Genomic DNA, 16,376 nt, shown 5'->3' with positions numbered 1-16,376 from the left:
GACGAGGGGAATCCCGTGGATTTATGGAGCTACGTCCGAGGGCGCGGCGGGACCTTGGCCTTCCTCATGTATCAGCATGCCTCCCTGGCCTTTCAGACGGTGCTGGTCGGCACCGTGGTCGCGGTGCTCATCGCGGTGGCGGTGTACCGGATGCCGCTGCTGTCCCAGCTCTCGCTGACCTCGAGCCGGGTCGCGCTGACGATCCCGTCGCTGGCGCTGCTCGCGCTGCTGCTGGTCCCGTTCGGGCTCGGCGTGGTGCCGTCGTTCGTGATGCTGGCGTTCTTCGCGGCCATGCCGGTGATCGGCAACGCCATCGTGGGACTGCGGTCGGTCCCGCCCTCGGTCGTGGAATCCGCACGCGGCATAGGCTTTTCGCGCTCGCGGATCCTGCTGACCGTCGAACTGCCGATCGCCTGGCCGGTGATCCTGACCGGCATCCGGGTCTCCACCCAGATGATCGTGGGCGTCGCCGCCATCGTCGCCTACGTCCTCGGCCCCGGCCTGGGCTCGCTGATCTTCAACGGCCTGTCCCGCCTCGGTGGCGCGAACGCTCTCGAAATGGCGCTGACCGGCACCATTCTCATCGTCATCATCGCGTTGGTGTTCGACGCGCTGCTCGTCCTGCTCGGACGCCTCACGATCGCAAAGGGACTGTCATGACCGCTGATGTGACCGGCAGGCCCGCTCCGGCGGCGCCGGAGCGCAATGTGACCGGGGCGTCCATCACGCTGGACGCGGTGGTGAAACGCTATCGGGGACAAGAGAAGCCGGCGGTGCAGCGGCTCGACCTGGAGATCGAGGCGGGCGAGATCGTGGCGTTCGTCGGGCCGTCGGGGTGCGGCAAGACGACGACGCTCAAGATGATCAACCGGCTGATCGAGCCGACCGAGGGCCGCATCTTCATCGGCGGGCGCGACGTCACCCGGGAGGATCCGGACAAGCTGCGGCAGTCGATCGGATACGTCATCCAATCCGGGGGACTGTTCCCGCACTGGTCGGTCGCCAAGAACATCGCCGCCATCCCGCGGGTACTGGGCTGGGACAAGCGGCGCATCGCCGAGCGCACCGAGTACCTGCTCGATCTGGTCGGCCTGGACTCCGCCACCTTCGCCGACCGGCTGCCCAAGGACATGTCCGGCGGCCAGCAGCAGCGCGTCGGCGTCGCCCGCGCGCTGGCGGCCGACCCGCCGGTGCTGCTCATGGACGAGCCCTTCGGCGCGGTCGATCCCATCACCCGGGTTCGCTTGCAGGACAGCCTGATCGCGATCCAGCACGAACTCGGCAAGACCATCGTCGTGGTCACCCACGATTTCGAGGAGGCCACCAAGCTCGGCGACCGGGTGCTGATCCTGTCCGAGGGCGGGCACGTCGAGCAGTACGCGAGCCCGGAGGAGATCCTCACCAATCCGGCCACGCCGTTCGTGGAGGAGTTCGTCGGATCCGGTGCGAAGCTGGCGTATCTGACCGTGTCGCGGGTGCGCGACGTGGCGACCGACGACGTGGTCACCGCGCGGGTGGGCGAGCCGTCGCAGGGCGTCATCGAACGGGCGCGGGCCGCCGGGCACACCTGGGTGGTCGTGGTCGACGGGGCCGGGCGGCCGCGGTCCTGGCCGACCCTGGACGAAGTGGCCACCAAGCCCGAGGTCTCCGACTACCTCGACCGGCGGCTGCCGGTCGTGGCCCGATCCTCCACCCTCAACGACGCGCTCGACGCCATGCTCGCCGCCAGCCAGGGCGCGACGCTCGTCACCGACGGCCGCGGCGCGGTGGTCGGGTCGCTGGGCATCGCCGCGGTGACCGAGATGATCCAAGCCAAGCTCGCCGACGGCCGCCCCGAGGAGGCGGAACGATCCTACGAAACCTACGTCGACGGCAGCGAGAACGTGCCGACGCCGGTGGTCGCCGCCGACGAGGAACCCGGATCGGGCGAGCCGTCGTGAAGCGCTTGCGCCGCATACCGATGGACGTGTGGTTCGAGCCGCTGCTCATCCTGGTCATCGGCATCGGATACGTGCTCTGGTATCGGGCGACGACGTTCACCCCGACGGAGAAGGCGTCCCTCGGCTGGGACAATTTGCAGACCACCATCCTGTCCCACATCAAGCTGACCGTGGTGGCCACGCTGATCGTGGTGATCGTCGCGATCCCGCTGGGCGTCGCGCTGACCCGGCCCGCGCTGCGGCGGCTCGAGCCGCTCGCGGTCAACATCGCCAATATCGGCCAGGCCGCGCCCGCGGTCGGCCTGCTGGTGCTGTTCACCTTCTGGCTCGGGACCGGATTCCGCACGGCGATAGTCGGTTTGGTGGTGTACGCGATCCTGCCGATCCTGCAGAACACCATCGTCGGGCTGCGGCAGGTGGATCAGCGCACCATCGAGGCCTCGCGCGGCATCGGATTCTCCGGCGCCCGCACGCTGTTCCAGGTGGAGCTGCCGCTCGCGGTGCCGGTGATTCTCAACGGGGTGCGGACCGCGCTGGTCATTCTCGTCGGCACCGCGACGCTGAGCACCTTCATCGGCGCCACCAGCCTCGGCACGCTGATCACCACCGGCGTCACGCTGTTCCTGCCCAAGCTGCTGGTCTCCGGCGCGATCCTGGTCGGATTGCTGGCGCTGACCATCGACTGGCTCGGCAGGCTGGTCGAACTGGCCGCGACCCCGCGAGGTATCTCATGAGATCACCACGAGCGCGACTGGTCACCGCGATTTCCGCACTGGCCGTGGCGATGTCGATGCTCGCCGGGTGCGGCCTGGTGAGTTCGTCGGGCACGTTCCACGAGGCGAGCCTGCCCGACGGCGATCGCCCGCTCGACGGTGCGGAGCTGGTCGTCACGTCGAAGAGCTTCACCGAGGGCGTGCTGCTGGGCAAGATCACCGCGACCTACCTCGCCGCCGCGGGCGCCGAGGTCCGCGATATGACCGGGGCGCCGGGCTCCGCGTCGTCGCGCCAGGCGCAGCTCAACGGCGACGCCGACGTGCTCTGGGAGTACACCGGCACCGGCTGGGTCAACTACCACAACCAGAGCGAGACGATCGCGGACCCGCACGAACTGTGGCAGCGCGTGCACGACATCGAGCGCCGCGACTACGACCTGGAGTGGCTGCCGCCGGCGAACTTCAACGACACCTACGCCTTCGGCGCCGCCACGCCGACCGCGCAGCGGCTGGGCGTGCGGTCGCTGTCCGACGTGGCCGCGCTCCCGGTGCCGGACCGCACCTTCTGTGTCGACGACGAATTCTTCAGCCGCTCCGACGGTTTCGTGCCGATGCTGCAGAAGTACGGCATTCCCTACAACGACCCGAACGGGGTGCCCGCCGGCAATGTCACGCGGATGGACTCCGGCGTCGTCTACACCGCGACGGCCAAGGGCGCGCCCTGCCACTTCGGCATGATCTACACGACCGACGGCCGGGTGAAGAACCTGAACCTGGTGGTCCTCGACGACGACAGGAAGTTCTTCCTGCCCTACAGCGGCACCGCGGTCGTCCGGGGCGCGGTCCTCGAGCGCTACCCCCGACTGCGCGACCTGATCGGCACGATCTCCGAGCATCTCACCGACGACCTGATGCAGGAACTCAACGGCCGCGTGGACATCGACGGCGAGGATCCCGCCGACGTCGCCTACGACTGGCTGCGGAGCGAGAAGCTGGTGCGATAGCCGGGGCCGGAGCCGGAAACCCTTGTGGTTCTTGTATGTTGATCTCATGCAGGGCAAGCACGACCTGAAGCAGCACGAGCCACACATCGCTCGCATGTACGACTACTACCTCGGCGGCAAGGACCACTACCAGGTCGACGCGGAGGCCGCGGAGAAGGTGCTGGAGGCGCTGCCCGAGGTGCGGGTCGCCGCCCAGGCCAACCGGGGCTTCATCCACCGCGCCACGCGCTATCTCGCGGGCGAGGCCGGCGTGCGCCAGTTCCTCGACATCGGCACGGGCATCCCGACCGAGCCGAACCTGCACCAGATCGCGCAGGAGCAGGCCCCCGACGCGCGGGTGGTGTACGTGGACAACGACCCGATCGTGCTCGCCCACGCCCGTGCCCTCATGGTCGGGACCCGAGAGGGCCGCACCGACTACATCCAGGCCGACGCGACCGAGCCCGAGGCGATCCTGGCGGCCGCGGCCCGCACCCTGGACTTCTCGCAGCCGGTCGGGCTGTCGCTGATCGCGCTGCTGAATTTCGTTCCGGGCGCCTACGAGGTCACCGCCACGCTGGTCGACGCGCTGGCGCCGGGCTCGTACCTGGCGATGACGCACCTGACCGCCGACTTCGACCCCGAGGGTGTCGGAGCGACCGTCAAGGTCTACACCGAGCGCGGGCTGTACTGCCATCCCCGCGACAAGGCGGAGATCGGCCGGTTCTTCGACGGGATGGAACTGGTCGAGCCCGGCGTGGTCCCCATCCACCGGTGGCGCGCGCCGGTCGAACCGCCGAAGACCATGGACGTCAAGGTGCCCGGCTACGCCGCCGTCGCGCGCAAGCCCTGAGCGGCGTTGCGTGCCGCACGCACGGCGGCGGCGGCCGGGCTCAGCGCGGCGGTGAGTACAGTCCCCGGCCGGTGATCAGCGGAAGGTCGAGCGTCGTCCGGATGCCCGGCGCCGCCGCGACCACGGCGGGAATCGCGTTCACGATGCGCCCGGCCGCCGCGGCGATCGCGGCGTGGTTGTGGTCGCCGTGCCGGCTGGTCGGGCAGATGTCGACGGTGTAGGAGGGCTCGCCGGTGATCTCGACGCGGTAGGAGCCGCCCGGCTGGGCGGGCTGCGGCCAGTCCGGCCGGAGTTCCGCGCGCAGCCGGGTGACGTGTTCGATGACGATCGCCGGGTGCCCCTGCACCATGCCGCGGATCTCGAAACGCACTGCGGCCGTGCCGCCTTCGGGGATATGCCCGGCGGCGACATCGAATGCCGCCGGCGCGGGTTCGCGCACCGCGGTGTCGGTGATCTCGTCGACGGTGATGCCCAGCCCGGCGGCCAGCTGGCGGATCGCGGTGCCCCAGGCGATGCTCAGCACGCCCGGTTGCAGCAGCATCGGGATCTCCTCGGGAGGCTTGCCGAAGCCCATCACGTCGAACATCACCGTCGAGCCGTCGTAGGTGGCGTAGTCGGCGATCTCCGTGCAGCGGATCTGCTCGACGGTGCGGCAGGTCCCGGCGAACGCGAACGGGATCAGATCATTGACGAAACCCGGGTCCACGCCGCTGATGAACAGGCTCGTATTGCCTTCGCGCGCAGCCTCTTCCACCCGATCGATGTACTTGTCGGGCACCACCTGCCACGGGTACTGCAGCACGCCGGGCGCGGAACCCACGACGTTCACGCCGTGCGCCAGCAGCCGCCGGCAGTCGGCCATCGCCTCGGGCAGCCGGGTGTCGCCCATCGCGCAGTACACCGCGCAGTCGGGCCGGGCGGCGAGGATTTCGTCCAGGTCGCCGGTGGCGGTGATGCCGGTGACCACGTCCAGCCCGGCGAGTTCGCCCGCGTCCTTGCCGACCTTGCCCGCCGTGGCGACCCAGACGCCGGTCAGCTCGAACTGCGGATTGGTGATCAGCTCGATCAAGGCCAGGCGGCCGACGTTCCCGGTGCCGATGTGCGCGACGCGGATGGGCATGAATTACTCCTCTGGACAACGGTTTCGGTGGTTCCGAGCACCATTCTGGAACAGTGTCTAGAACATGTTCTAGTTCGTATGGTAGCGTCGCGCCATGGGACGTGTAGACGGAAAAGTGGCACTGATCAGCGGTGGCGCCCGCGGGATGGGCGCGGCCCACGCGCGGCTGCTGGTCGCCGAGGGCGCTCGGGTGGTGGTCGGCGACATCCTCGACGACGAGGGCAAGGCGCTCGTCGCGGAGATCGGCGAATCCGCCCGCTTCGTACATCTGGACGTGACCGATCCCGATCACTGGGAGTTGGCGGTCGCCACGGCCGTCGAGGATTTCGGCTCGCTCGACGTTCTGATCAACAACGCCGGCGTGGTGAACGGCAGCCCGCTGCAGAAGTTCGACCTGGCGCAGTGGCGGCGGATCCTGGACGTGAACCTGACCGGCACGTTCCTCGGGATGCGGGCGGTGGTCGAGCCGATGATCGCCGCGGGCGGCGGGTCCATCGTCAACGTGTCATCGATCGAGGGCCTGCGCGGCGCGCCGTGGGCGCACGGCTATGTGGCGTCCAAGTGGGGCGTGCGCGGGCTGGCCAAGTCGGCGGCACTCGAGTTGGCGCCGCACAAGATTCGGGTCAACTCCCTGCATCCCGGCCTCATCCGCACCCCGATGACCGCGAACATCCCCGACGACCTCGTGACGATCCCGCTGGGCCGCCCGGCCGAACCGGAGGAGGTCGCCACCTTCGTACTGTTCCTGGCCAGCGACGAGTCGGCCTACGCGACCGGATCGGAGTTCGTCGTGGACGGCGGCCTGGTCACGGGCGTCCCGCACAAGACCTCCTGAACCGAGCCCCGCGGCGCGGTCAGTGCAGCGGGGCCGACCAGCGCAGGCAGGTGCCGCGCGGAACCGAGCCGTCGGCGGGGGCGACGGCTCGGACCGTGAACTCGCCGCCGCCGGTCTCGGCGCGGTGCGCCAGATCGGCGAGCCCGCCCGGGGTGACGGCGTCCGGAATGCCGCGGCCGTCGTCGGTGACGGTCACGGTGAGGTTGTCCGCGACATCGATCTCCACGTCGACGGTCGCCGGATCGGCGTGCCGCACGGCATTGCCGACCGCTTCGCGGACAACGGCTTCCGCGTGATCGGCCAGTTCGGGACTCACCACCGACAGCGGTCCGGTCACCCGCAGCGAGGTGCGCACGGCCGTGGCCGCGGTCTGCTGCCCGACCGCCTGCTCGATGCGCTGGCGCAAGCGGGTGCCCTGCGTGCCGCCGCCGTGCAACTCGAAGATCGACGTGCGGATCTCCTGGACCACTTCCTGCAGGTTGTTGATCGCGTCGGCGAGTCGCTCCTGCACCTCGGGGACGCGGGTGCGCGGCACGGTGCCCTGCAGTGACAGGCCGACGGCGAACAACCGCTGGATGACATGGTCGTGCAGATCGCGGGCGATGCGGTCGCGATCGGTGAGGATATCGATCTCGCGCATCTGCCGGTGCGTGTCGGCCAGATGCATCGCCAGCGCGGCCTGATCGGTGAAACCCGAAGCCAGCTCCAGGATTTCGTCGTCGTACGGAGCGGTCTCGACCGGGCGCACCGCCACCAGCACGCCCAGCGACGCGTCCGGGGTGTGCAGCGGCAGGACCAGCGCGGGCCCGGCGCCGGGGAACAGGCGGGCGAGGTCGGTCTGGCGAGCGTCGTCGAGCCGCCGGGCCGAGCGCTCGGTGAAGACCGTGCCCAGGGTGGTGCCCTCGAGGCGCAGGCCGCGGCCGGCGTGGTCGTCGGCCGCGCCGGAGCTGTGGGTGATCACGAGCCGGTCGACGTCCTCGGGCCGCAGGTCCGGCTCCTCGACGATGGCCAGATACACCTGTGCCGAACGGGTGAGCTGCCGGGCGTGATCGGCCAGGTGGGCCAGGACCACGGATTCGTCTGTGCCCGCGAGGAATTCGGTGGTCAGGTCGCGGGTGGCCTCGATCCAGGCCTGCTTGGCGCGGGCGGACTCGTAGAGCCGGGCGTTCTCGATGGCGATACCGGCCGCCGCGGCGAGCGCCTGCACGATCAGCTCGTCGTCCTCGGTGAACAGCTGCCGCCCGGACTTCTCGGTGAGATAGAGGTTTCCGAAGATCTCGTCGCGAATACGGACCGGGACGCCGAGGAACGATCGCATCGGCGGATGGTTGGCCGGGAATCCCACGGAGGCGGCGTGCGCGGCCAGGTCCTCGAGCCGGATCGGCTTGGGCTGACGGAACAACAGGCCGAGCACGCCGTGTCCCTCCGGGAGGTCGCCGATCAGCGACCGGGTGTCGCCGTCGATGCCCTCGTAGATGAACTGGGACAGCTGCTCCCCGTGGCCGCGGATGCCCAGTGCGCCGTACCGGGCGTCGACCAGGCTGATCGCGGTGCGCACGATGGTGCGCAGCGTCTCGTCCAGGTCGAGGCCGGAGCTGACCGCGAGCATCGCATCGACCAGCCCGTCCATGCGGTCACGGGCGTCGATGATCTGCTCGACGCGGTCCTTCACCTCGGTGAGCAGCTCGCGTAGCCGAAGCTGGGACAGCGTCTCCCGCACGGAGTAGGAACCGGTTCGCGAATCGTCGGTCACTTCGGCAATTCCTGTTGTCCAGCGGGTCCGAACTCGGATTCGAAAATTCTACGCGCACCGCGGGTCTCGCACGGCATCGGTCCGCGACAGGGATTATCCCAGGGGCGGCGGGGTGCGGTGGTGGGTGGCCTGCTCGTAGGCGTACGCCAGGGCGAGGAGCTTTCCGTCGTCGAGCGGTCGGCCCAGCAGCTCGACGCCGATCGGGAGGCCCGCGTCGGTGAACCCGGCGGGCACGGTGATGGCGGGCAGCCCGGTGACCGGACTGCGGCCCTCGGCCAGCATGTCCACCGTGCGCATCGCCCCCGGCGCGTCGATCGGCGGGGCCGGGGTCTGGGTCGTCGGGTAGAGCAGGGCGTCGAGCCGGTTGTCGCCGAGCACGCGCAGGGTGTACTCGATCATCGCCGTACGAGCGGCGAAGGCCGCCTGGTACATCGGGGATTCGGTGGTGAACGGCAGATAGGCGATGAGCAGCGGCTGCACGTCGGGCACGGTGGTGTTGGAGGTGATGATCTCCCACAGGTTCCGGGCCGGCGGCGGCGTCACGGACCCGGCCAGGTACGCGTCGATGGCCTGCCGGAACTCGTACTCGGTGAGTTCGGCGGCCAGCGAGGTGAGCGGGCCCAGGTCGCCGATGTGCACGAAATGCGCACCGAGCGCGGCCATGTCGCCGATGGCCCGTTCCACGACGGCGTTGGTGGCCGCGCAGTCCGGGTCGGCGGGGTCGCCGAAGAAGTCGTCGACGATCCCGATTCGCTTGCCCGCCAACGCGTTCGGATCGAGGAACGACAGATAGCTGCGGCCCGGACGGCCGGAGCCCAGCGTGCTCGGGTCGGCCGGATCCGGCCCGGCGATGGCATCGAGGATCAGGGCCGCGTCGGTAACCGTGCGGGTGATCGGCCCCGCGGCGTCCTGCGTGGTCGACAGCGGGATGATCCCGGCCCGGCTGACCAGCCCGGCGGTGGGCCGCAGGCCGACGCAGTTGTTGCGCGCGGCCGGGATGCGGATGGAGCCGAGCGTGTCGGTGCCCAGCCCGGCGGTGGCGAAACCGGCGGCGACGGCCGCGGCGGTGCCGCCGCTGGAGCCGCCGGGACTGCGCTGCGGATCGTAGGGATTGCGGGTCTGCCCGCCCAGCGAGCTGACGGTGCTCGCGCCCATCGCCCACTCGTGCATGTTCGTCTTGCCGACGACGATCCCGCCCGCCCGGCGCAGCAGATCGGTGACGGTGGCGTCCTGGCCGGGAACGTAGTCGCGGAACAGTGCGTTGCCCGCGGTGGTCGGGAGGTCGGCGGTATTGAAATTGTCCTTCAGGACGATCGGAATGCCGTGCAGCGGACCGCGTGTGCCCGTGCGGGCGCGCTCCTCGTCGAGTTCGGCGGCGGTGTCCTCGGCGGTGTGGTCGACGGTGATGAACGCGTTGATCGCCGGACCGGCCTTGTCGAGAACGGCGATTCGATCGAGGTGCTGCGCCACCAGCTCCCGCGACGTCAGGGCGCCCTGGTCCAACGCCCGCGTCAGCTCCTGAATCGACATCTGCGTGGGGGACCGCGCGGGGTCGGTCCGCGCCGGGGCGGTGGACCAGGCGGGCAGGGCGAGCCCCAGGCCGGCGGCGCCCACGCGGGCGAGGAACGTGCGCCGCGACGGTCGGGCGTCGCGGGGCCGCGCGGACGGGATCGTGCCGGCGCCTGCCATCGTGCCTCCTGAGTGCGTGTCACCGCCCGTCCGACGGGTGCCGGCGGGTGAAGGTTGCTCGAGAATGTCGGCCGAGATCTGCTCGGGCGTTACCGCGGCGCGCCGAGCGGGCGAAGCGGATCCAGCATAGGCCGTGCGGGTCCCGGCTCCCGGCATCTGGGCAGGCGTTCAGCTATCAATGACAAATCGGTCATTTGTCCGAGTATGCGCTGCTGGCGGCGATCCTGTGGAAAACATATGAGCGAGATCACGATTCGGTCGCGGCAGCAGCTTTCTCACTGCAAACAGTTTCCATGTCCTTTGCGGATTCTTTACTATTGATCGGTCTTCGCATTCGGAAGACATCTGCTAGAGGTTCCACCGCCGCGCACACGTTCTCGCTGTCCGCGGCGCTCGCCCGCCAGCTGCTCGATGCCAGAACATGTTTGACCCGATGAACCGAACCGTGGCCCGGTTCGGCGAAGGAGAAATATGTCAACCGACATTGACCCTGCCCGACGGACGTCGCTCCCCGGTCTCTCCGTGGTGCTTCGCCATGACCTCCCCGCCTCCGTGGTGGTATTTCTCGTCGCTTTACCCCTGTCCATCGGCGTCGCCGTGGCCACCGGCGCGCCGGTGGCCGCCGGTCTGCTGGCCGCCGTCGTGGGCGGCCTCGTCGCCGGTCTGCTGGGCGGATCGTCGCTGCAGGTCAGCGGGCCGACCGCCAGTCTCACCGTGGTGGTGGCCGAAAGCATTCATCAGTTCGGCTGGGCCACAACGTGTTTCATCACGATGGGAGCCGGGCTCTTACAGATCCTGTTCGGCCTCGGCCGGATCGCGCGCGGCGCGCTGGCCATCGCACCGGTCGTGGTGCACGGCATGCTCGCCGGGATCGGCATCGTCATCGCGCTGCAGCAGCTCCACGTCCTGCTGGGTGGGCAGTCGCTGAGTTCGTCCTGGGACAGCATCACGCAATTGCCGCATCAGCTGGCGGCGGCCAAGGGCGGCGATGCCCTGGTCGGCGGTGTCGTCATCGCCATCCTACTGGGCTGGCGGTATCTGCCGCCGCGGATCCGCGCGGTGCCGGCGCCGCTGGCCGCGGTGGTCGCCGCCACGGCCCTGGCCATGGTCGTGCCGACCAGCATCGAGCGAATCGTGTTGACGGGCACGCTGTTCGACGACATGTCGCTGCCGGCCATCCCGCACGGCGGCTGGTCCGCGGTGGCGCTGACGATGGTGACCATCGCGCTGATCGCCAGTGTGGAGACGCTGCTGTCGGCGGTGGCCGTGGACCGGCTGCGCCCGCAACAGCGGACCGATCTGGACCGCGAGCTGATCGGCCAGGGCATGGCGAACATGACCTCCGGGCTGATCGGTGGCCTGCCCATCGCCGCGGTCATCGTCCGCAGCATCACCAACGTGAAGGCCGGGGCGCGCACCAAGGCCTCGACGATGCTGAGCGGTCTCTGGGTGCTGATCTTCGCGGTCCTACTGGTCGAGGTCGTGCGGCAGATCCCGAAGGCCGCGCTGGCGGGGGTGCTGATCGTGATCGGCATCGGGCTGGTGAAGCTGGCCCACATCCGGCTGGCCCGCCGCACCGGCGACCTGTTCGTCTACGCGACGACGGTGCTGGTGGTCGTGTTCGCCAACCTGCTGATCGGCATGCTGGTGGGGCTGGCGCTGTCGTTCGCGCTGCTGCTGTGGCGCGTGGCGAAGGTGACGATCACGGTGCAGCCGCTGGGCGTGCGCCGCGTGGTGACCATCGACGGCACCTTGACGTTCATGGCGGTGCCGCGGCTCACCGGCGAACTGGCCGAGATCCCGGTCGGCGCCCCGGTAACCATCGAGATGGCGGTGGACTTCGTCGACCACGCGGCCCACGAGGCGCTGCACGAATGGGCGCAGCAGCACGAGAGTTGCGGCGGCACGGTCGAATTCGTCGAGATGGGCGCCGCGCGCATCGCGGATCTGGAGGCCGGCCCGCCCACCCGCGGGCACGCCCGCCGCATCCTGAACGAGACGCTCGGTCCGTGGCGGCGCACCGCCCGCACCGACCCGATCGCCGCCGGCGTCGCGGCCTACCACCGCGGCCACGCCCACGTGGTGCGCCCGCACCTGGGCGAACTGCAGGACAGCCAGAATCCGGACTCGCTGTTCCTGACCTGCGCCGATTCCCGGATCGTGCCGAACGTCATCACCAGCAGCGGTCCGGGCGACCTGTTCACCGTCCGCAATATCGGCAATCTCATCCCCGCCGACGGGCGCGACACCTCGGTGGAAGCCGCACTGGTCTATGCCCTGGACAAGCTGGACGTCCGGTCGGTGGTGGTGTGCGGGCACTCGGGCTGCGGCGCGATGGACGCGCTGTACCACGAACGGGTGACCGGTTCGGGGCTGGACGCGTGGCTCGTGCACGGCCGGCCCGCGCTCGAGCGCTTCCGCGCCGGGCATCCGGTGGCGGTCGCGGCCGCGGCGGCCGGGTTCAACGAGGTCGATCAGCTGGGCATGGTGAATGTCGCGGTCCAACTGGAGGTGCTCTCGCGGCACCCGGTGGTGCGCCTCGGCATCGAGCAGCGCGGCGTGGTCCTGGCCGGGTTGTTCTTCGACATCTCCACCGCGCGCGTCATCGAGATCACCGCCGACGGCATCGGCGAGATCGATGACGCCGGAAGGCAAGTCACGGCACTACCGGTGTAGGCGAACCCGGCCGTGGGCGACGGCCGGGACGGTAGGTCGGGCAACGCCCCGGGGTGAGCACCCGGGGCGTTGCCGCTGTTCGGGGCACAGTGTGAGGGCCGTCACCTCGAGATGCGGAAGTGTCCCCAGCTAAATATCCTTTTCTCAGGCTTTGCTTAGTCTTTACTATTAATCTCGCCTTACTTCCGGGTGACTGCCGGACAACGCCGTCCCGCAGCTGCTTTCGATGCCTGGAGAACATGTTCGACCAACCGGGACCGGCGACACCGGCCTGGTGAAGGAGCAATATGTCCACCGACACCGATACGACCTCCAGATCGGACGCCGCGCCGGAGAGATCGTGGTCCGATCGTTTGTCTTCTGTTTCTCGCCATGATCTGCCTGCGTCGATCGTGGTGTTTTTGGTGGCCCTGCCGTTGTCGCTGGGTATCGCTATCGCGTCGGATGCGCCGATCGCGGCGGGGTTGATCGCGGCCGCGGTGGGTGGGATCGTGGTCGGGTTCGTGGGTGGGTCGCCGTTGCAGGTGTCCGGTCCGGCCGCGGGGTTGACGGTGGTGGTCGCGGAGACCATTCATCAGTTCGGGTGGAAGACAACGTGTTTCATCACGGTGGCGGCGGGGTTGCTGCAGGTGGTGTTCGGGTTGTCGCGGATCGCGCGGGCGGCGTTGGCGATCGCGCCGGTGGTGGTGCACGCGATGCTGGCCGGGATCGGGGTGACGATCGCGTTGCAGCAGGTGCATGTGCTGCTGGGCGGGGCGTCACGTAGTTCGGCGTGGGAGAACCTGACCGAGTTGCCGTCGCAGTTGCTGCATTTGCATGGTGCGGATGTGGTGGTCGGGTTGATCGTGATCGGGATCATCGTGGCGTGGCGGTGGGTGCCGGCGCGGGTGCGGATCGTTCCCGGCCCGTTGGTGGCGGTGCTGATCGGTACGGTGTTGTCGCTGGTGTTGCCGGGGGAGCCGGTGCGGATCGTGATCGACGGGTCGTTGTTCGACGCGATCGGGCTACCCGGCCTGCCGTCCGGGGAGTGGGGTGCGATCGTGCTGGCGGTGCTGACGATCGCGTTGATCGCCAGCGTCGAGTCGTTGTTGTCGGCGGTGGCGGTGGACAAGCTGCATACCGGTGAACGCACCAACTTCGATCGGGAGTTGATGGCGCAGGGCGCGGCGAACGTGACCTCGGGGCTGCTGGGTGGGTTGCCGGTGACCGGGGTGATCGTGCGTAGTTCCACCAACGTCGCGGCGGGAGCGCGGTCGCGGGCGTCGGCGTGGTTGCACGGGGTGTGGATTCTGGTGTTCTCCATCGCGCTGGTCGGGGTGGTGCAGCAGATCCCGAAATCGGCGTTGGCGGGGTTGTTGATCGTGGTCGGGATCCAGTTGGTGAAGCTGGCCCATATCCGGCTCGCGCGGCGTACCGGGGATCTGGCGGTGTATGCGGTCACCATGGCCGCGGTGGTGTTGTTGAACCTGCTCGAGGGGGTGTTGATCGGGCTGGCGCTGGCGTTCGTGCTGTTGCTGTGGCGGGTGGTGAAGGTGTCGGTGCACGCCGCGCCGGTCACCGGGACCGGCCGGTGGATCGTCAGTGTCGACGGCACCTGCACCTTCCTCGCGCTGCCGAAACTGACCAAGGAACTCGCCAAGGTCCCCACCGGCACCGACGTGCTGGTCGAACTCACCGTCGACTTCCTCGACCACGCCTCCTACGAAGCCATCCACGACTGGGCCCGCCAACACGAAAACACCGGCGGCAACGTCGAATTCGTGGAAATCGGCACGGCGCGGATGGCACACGCCACGGCCGGTCCGCCCAAGCGCGGCCAGGCCCGCGGCCTGCTCGACGAGGTACTGGGCCCGTGGCAGGAGCGGTCCGACAATCCGGTGGCGACCGGTGTGGCCGCCTATCACCGCAGCCACGCCCACGTGGTGCGGCCGCACCTGGATGAACTGCGCGACCGGCAGGACCCGCATTCGCTGTTCCTGACCTGCGCCGATTCCCGGATCGTGCCCAACGTGATCACCAACAGCGGTCCGGGCGACCTGTTCACCGTCCGCAACGTCGGCAACCTCATCCCCGCCGACAGCTCGGACACCTCGCTGGAGGCGGCCATCGCGTTCGCGGTGGACAACCTGCAGGTGCGCAATGTGGTCGTGTGTGGTCACTCGTCGTGCGGCGCCATGAAGGCGCTGCTGTCCGGCGCCTCGGCCGGACCGGGGCTGGACAACTGGCTGGCCCACGGCCGGCCCAGCCTGGAGACCTACCGGGCCGGGCATCCGGTGCGGGCCGCCGCCGCGGCGGCCGGTTACGACGAGGCCGCCCAGCTGAGCATGGTGAACGTCGCCGTGCAGCTGGAGACCCTGCACGCCCACCCGGTGATCCGCCGGGCGGTCACCGAGCGCGGTCTCACGGTGTCGGGGTTGTTCTTCGACATCTCCTCGGCCAACGTCCTGGAGGTCACCGCGGAGGGCATCAGCGAGATCGTGGATCAGCCCACCGCGCCGGTCACGGTCTGACAATCCGCCACAACCGCCCCGCCCACGCGCTCGCCGACGATGTCGAGTGCGTGGGCGGGGTCGTGTGTGCCCGCACTCCGTCCGCATGCTCGGGCGGCGCGCGGGGCGGTGATCATGGGCGCGAGGGGCGCGGATCCGTAGGGTGGTGATCGTGGTTTCCGAGTTCAAATCCTGGCGCGCGGCGGTCGCCGAACGGCCGACGTTGAACCTCGTCTATCGGGTCGTGGTCGGGGTGCTGGGGGTCGCGGTGCTGGCGGCCGGGATCGTCGCCATTCCGTACCCGGGGCCCGGCTGGCTGATCGTGTTCGCGGGGCTGGGCATTCTGGCGACGGAATTCGTCTGGGCGCATCGACTGCTGGAATGGACGCGGGAGCGCTACCGCCGGGTCATGGACTGGTACGCCGGGCAGGGTCTCGTGGTGAAGACGCTCGGTGCGCTGCTGACCCTGGCCGTGGTGCTGGTGACGCTGTGGTTGCTGGGCACGTTCGGCTGGGTCGGCGGCTGGTTCGGGCTGGACTGGGACTGGTTGCACAGCCCACTGTTCTGAGGGTTCGATCAAGAGGTTCGATCACATCGGCGGGAACGGAGTCGGATGGACATGGTCGCGGAATCGGTGGCGGCGGCGCGCGGTGCGGTGGTACCGGGCACGACGCTGACCAGACCGCAGTGGTTGAGCGAGCGCATCGCCGACATGGGAATCTCTTGGGGCACCGGCAACTCTCGCGTCGCGGGCACCCTCTGGTGGTGCATGGCCGCCTCCTCTCTGGTCGACCCGATCGCCACCGCCTACGCCGAGGGCCGCGCCGCCACTCCGCCCGAACTCGAACAGCTCCGTTGCGAGATCCGTCCCGACGGCGGCGTGGAACGCGTCGTCGTCGTGGACGCGACCGAGCGGGCGAGCGATCCGACGGACGTCGGTCCCGCCCTGCGAAAGACGTTGGGGCGCATTATCCCCGCCGTCGCCGAGGTCTCGGGAGCGGGTGCCGCGTCGCTGTGGGCGATCGTGGCCGACGCGATCGGCAACCGTGCCCTCGACGCCGGAGACGCCGAGGCCGGGGCACGGCTGGCCCGCGAGGTGGCCGGGCGGCTGCCGGTGCCGCGATTCACCGACGTCGGATCGCGCACCTTCGTCCGCCGGATCTCGTGCTGCCTGGTCTTCGAGGTCCCGGGCTGCCAGATGTGCACGTCCTGTCCCAAACGTCCCGCCGCCGAGCGGCAGACCCTCCTGGCGCGGCTGGCGGCCGGGGCCTGAGGCCGCGACAGGCGAGGTCCATCGCCACATGCCCGGGATGCTCCCGATAGCA

At 69.4% G+C, this 16,376-nt stretch carries 13 protein-coding genes; 10 read left to right on the top strand and 3 right to left on the bottom strand.

Annotation, left to right across the window (positions count from 1 at the left end):
* The first annotated feature begins 15 nt into the window (after positions 1–15).
* The 5 genes from ACFMRZ_RS07835 to ACFMRZ_RS07815 are packed head-to-tail and all read left to right on the top strand — an operon-like array spanning position 16 to position 4,489.
* Entirely contained in the window at positions 16–660 is a 645-nt protein-coding gene (locus ACFMRZ_RS07835; protein WP_400178512.1) for an ABC transporter permease, read from the top strand.
* On the top strand, positions 657–1,940 hold the full coding sequence (locus ACFMRZ_RS07830; protein ID WP_400178511.1) for an ATP-binding cassette domain-containing protein: 1,284 nt from the start codon (positions 657–659) through the stop codon (positions 1,938–1,940). The genes ACFMRZ_RS07835 and ACFMRZ_RS07830 overlap by 4 nt, the downstream gene beginning before the upstream one ends.
* Complete coding sequence (locus ACFMRZ_RS07825) at positions 1,937–2,674, top strand: ABC transporter permease (RefSeq protein ID WP_400178510.1); 738 nt, start codon at positions 1,937–1,939, stop codon at positions 2,672–2,674. Before ACFMRZ_RS07830 ends, ACFMRZ_RS07825 begins: the two co-directional genes overlap by 4 nt.
* Positions 2,671–3,657 (top strand): glycine betaine ABC transporter substrate-binding protein, encoded by a 987-nt coding sequence (locus ACFMRZ_RS07820; protein WP_280274580.1) that lies wholly within the window; start codon positions 2,671–2,673, stop codon positions 3,655–3,657. Before ACFMRZ_RS07825 ends, ACFMRZ_RS07820 begins: the two co-directional genes overlap by 4 nt.
* A 46-nt stretch (positions 3,658–3,703) precedes the next feature.
* Positions 3,704–4,489: an SAM-dependent methyltransferase gene (locus ACFMRZ_RS07815; protein WP_400178509.1), complete on the top strand. Its 786-nt coding sequence runs from the start codon at positions 3,704–3,706 to the stop codon at positions 4,487–4,489.
* Positions 4,490–4,529: 40 nt separating this feature from the next.
* Here ACFMRZ_RS07815 and ACFMRZ_RS07810 read toward each other — a convergent pair whose 3' ends face one another.
* On the bottom strand, positions 4,530–5,609 hold the full coding sequence (locus tag ACFMRZ_RS07810) for a diacylglycerol kinase (RefSeq protein WP_400178507.1): 1,080 nt from the start codon (positions 5,607–5,609) through the stop codon (positions 4,530–4,532).
* Positions 5,610–5,703: 94 nt separating this feature from the next.
* On the opposite strand from ACFMRZ_RS07810, the gene ACFMRZ_RS07805 reads away from it, so the two are divergent.
* Positions 5,704–6,444, top strand: a complete 741-nt coding sequence (locus ACFMRZ_RS07805) for a glucose 1-dehydrogenase (protein WP_280274577.1) — start codon at positions 5,704–5,706, stop codon at positions 6,442–6,444.
* A 19-nt stretch (positions 6,445–6,463) separates the two neighbouring features.
* On the opposite strand, the gene ACFMRZ_RS07800 is transcribed toward ACFMRZ_RS07805, so the two are convergent.
* Both ACFMRZ_RS07800 and ACFMRZ_RS07795 read right to left on the bottom strand, forming a co-directional pair.
* Positions 6,464–8,197 carry a GAF domain-containing protein gene (locus tag ACFMRZ_RS07800; protein ID WP_400178506.1) on the bottom strand — a complete coding sequence of 578 codons (1,734 nt, stop codon included), beginning with the start codon at positions 8,195–8,197 and terminating at the stop codon, positions 6,464–6,466.
* A gap of 93 nt (positions 8,198–8,290) precedes the next feature.
* The gene (locus ACFMRZ_RS07795; RefSeq protein WP_400178505.1) at positions 8,291–9,886 is read right to left on the bottom strand and encodes an amidase; all 1,596 of its coding nucleotides are present in this window, start codon (positions 9,884–9,886) and stop codon (positions 8,291–8,293) included.
* A gap of 471 nt (positions 9,887–10,357) precedes the next feature.
* Between ACFMRZ_RS07795 and ACFMRZ_RS07790 the strand changes: the two genes are divergently transcribed.
* The 4 genes from ACFMRZ_RS07790 (at position 10,358) to ACFMRZ_RS07775 (ending at position 16,324) form a co-directional block, all read left to right on the top strand.
* Positions 10,358–12,562: a SulP family inorganic anion transporter gene (locus ACFMRZ_RS07790; RefSeq protein ID WP_400178504.1), complete on the top strand. Its 2,205-nt coding sequence runs from the start codon at positions 10,358–10,360 to the stop codon at positions 12,560–12,562.
* Between the two features lie 287 nt (positions 12,563–12,849).
* Positions 12,850–15,072 (top strand): SulP family inorganic anion transporter, encoded by a 2,223-nt coding sequence (locus tag ACFMRZ_RS07785; RefSeq protein WP_400178503.1) that lies wholly within the window; start codon positions 12,850–12,852, stop codon positions 15,070–15,072.
* Between the two features lie 151 nt (positions 15,073–15,223).
* Complete coding sequence (locus tag ACFMRZ_RS07780; protein WP_400178502.1) at positions 15,224–15,619, top strand: TIGR02611 family protein; 396 nt, start codon at positions 15,224–15,226, stop codon at positions 15,617–15,619.
* 45 nt (positions 15,620–15,664) lie between these two features.
* Positions 15,665–16,324 (top strand): (2Fe-2S)-binding protein, encoded by a 660-nt coding sequence (locus tag ACFMRZ_RS07775; RefSeq protein ID WP_280371697.1) that lies wholly within the window; start codon positions 15,665–15,667, stop codon positions 16,322–16,324.
* Positions 16,325–16,376 lie beyond the last annotated feature (52 nt).

Source organism: Nocardia sp. N2S4-5 (assembly GCF_044628355.1).
Classification (GTDB): domain Bacteria; phylum Actinomycetota; class Actinomycetes; order Mycobacteriales; family Mycobacteriaceae; genus Nocardia; species Nocardia wallacei_B.
The sequence above is the reverse complement of the archived record's forward strand: the minus strand, read 5'-3'. Positions and strand labels throughout refer to the sequence as shown.

Excerpts from the sequence above, each read along its gene's own strand:
- ACFMRZ_RS07830 (WP_400178511.1), top strand. The coding sequence starts at position 657 with ATGACCGCTGATGTGACCGGCAGGCCCGCTCCGGCGGCGCCGGAGCGC.
- ACFMRZ_RS07820 (WP_280274580.1), top strand. The coding sequence starts at position 2,671 with ATGAGATCACCACGAGCGCGACTGGTCACCGCGATTTCCGCACTGGCC.
- ACFMRZ_RS07815 (WP_400178509.1), top strand. The coding sequence starts at position 3,704 with ATGCAGGGCAAGCACGACCTGAAGCAGCACGAGCCACACATCGCTCGC.
- ACFMRZ_RS07810 (WP_400178507.1), bottom strand. The coding sequence starts at position 5,609 with ATGCCCATCCGCGTCGCGCACATCGGCACCGGGAACGTCGGCCGCCTG.
- ACFMRZ_RS07805 (WP_280274577.1), top strand. The coding sequence starts at position 5,704 with ATGGGACGTGTAGACGGAAAAGTGGCACTGATCAGCGGTGGCGCCCGC.
- ACFMRZ_RS07795 (WP_400178505.1), bottom strand. The coding sequence starts at position 9,886 with ATGGCAGGCGCCGGCACGATCCCGTCCGCGCGGCCCCGCGACGCCCGA.
- ACFMRZ_RS07790 (WP_400178504.1), top strand. The coding sequence starts at position 10,358 with ATGTCAACCGACATTGACCCTGCCCGACGGACGTCGCTCCCCGGTCTC.
- ACFMRZ_RS07785 (WP_400178503.1), top strand. The coding sequence starts at position 12,850 with ATGTCCACCGACACCGATACGACCTCCAGATCGGACGCCGCGCCGGAG.
- ACFMRZ_RS07775 (WP_280371697.1), top strand. The coding sequence starts at position 15,665 with ATGGACATGGTCGCGGAATCGGTGGCGGCGGCGCGCGGTGCGGTGGTA.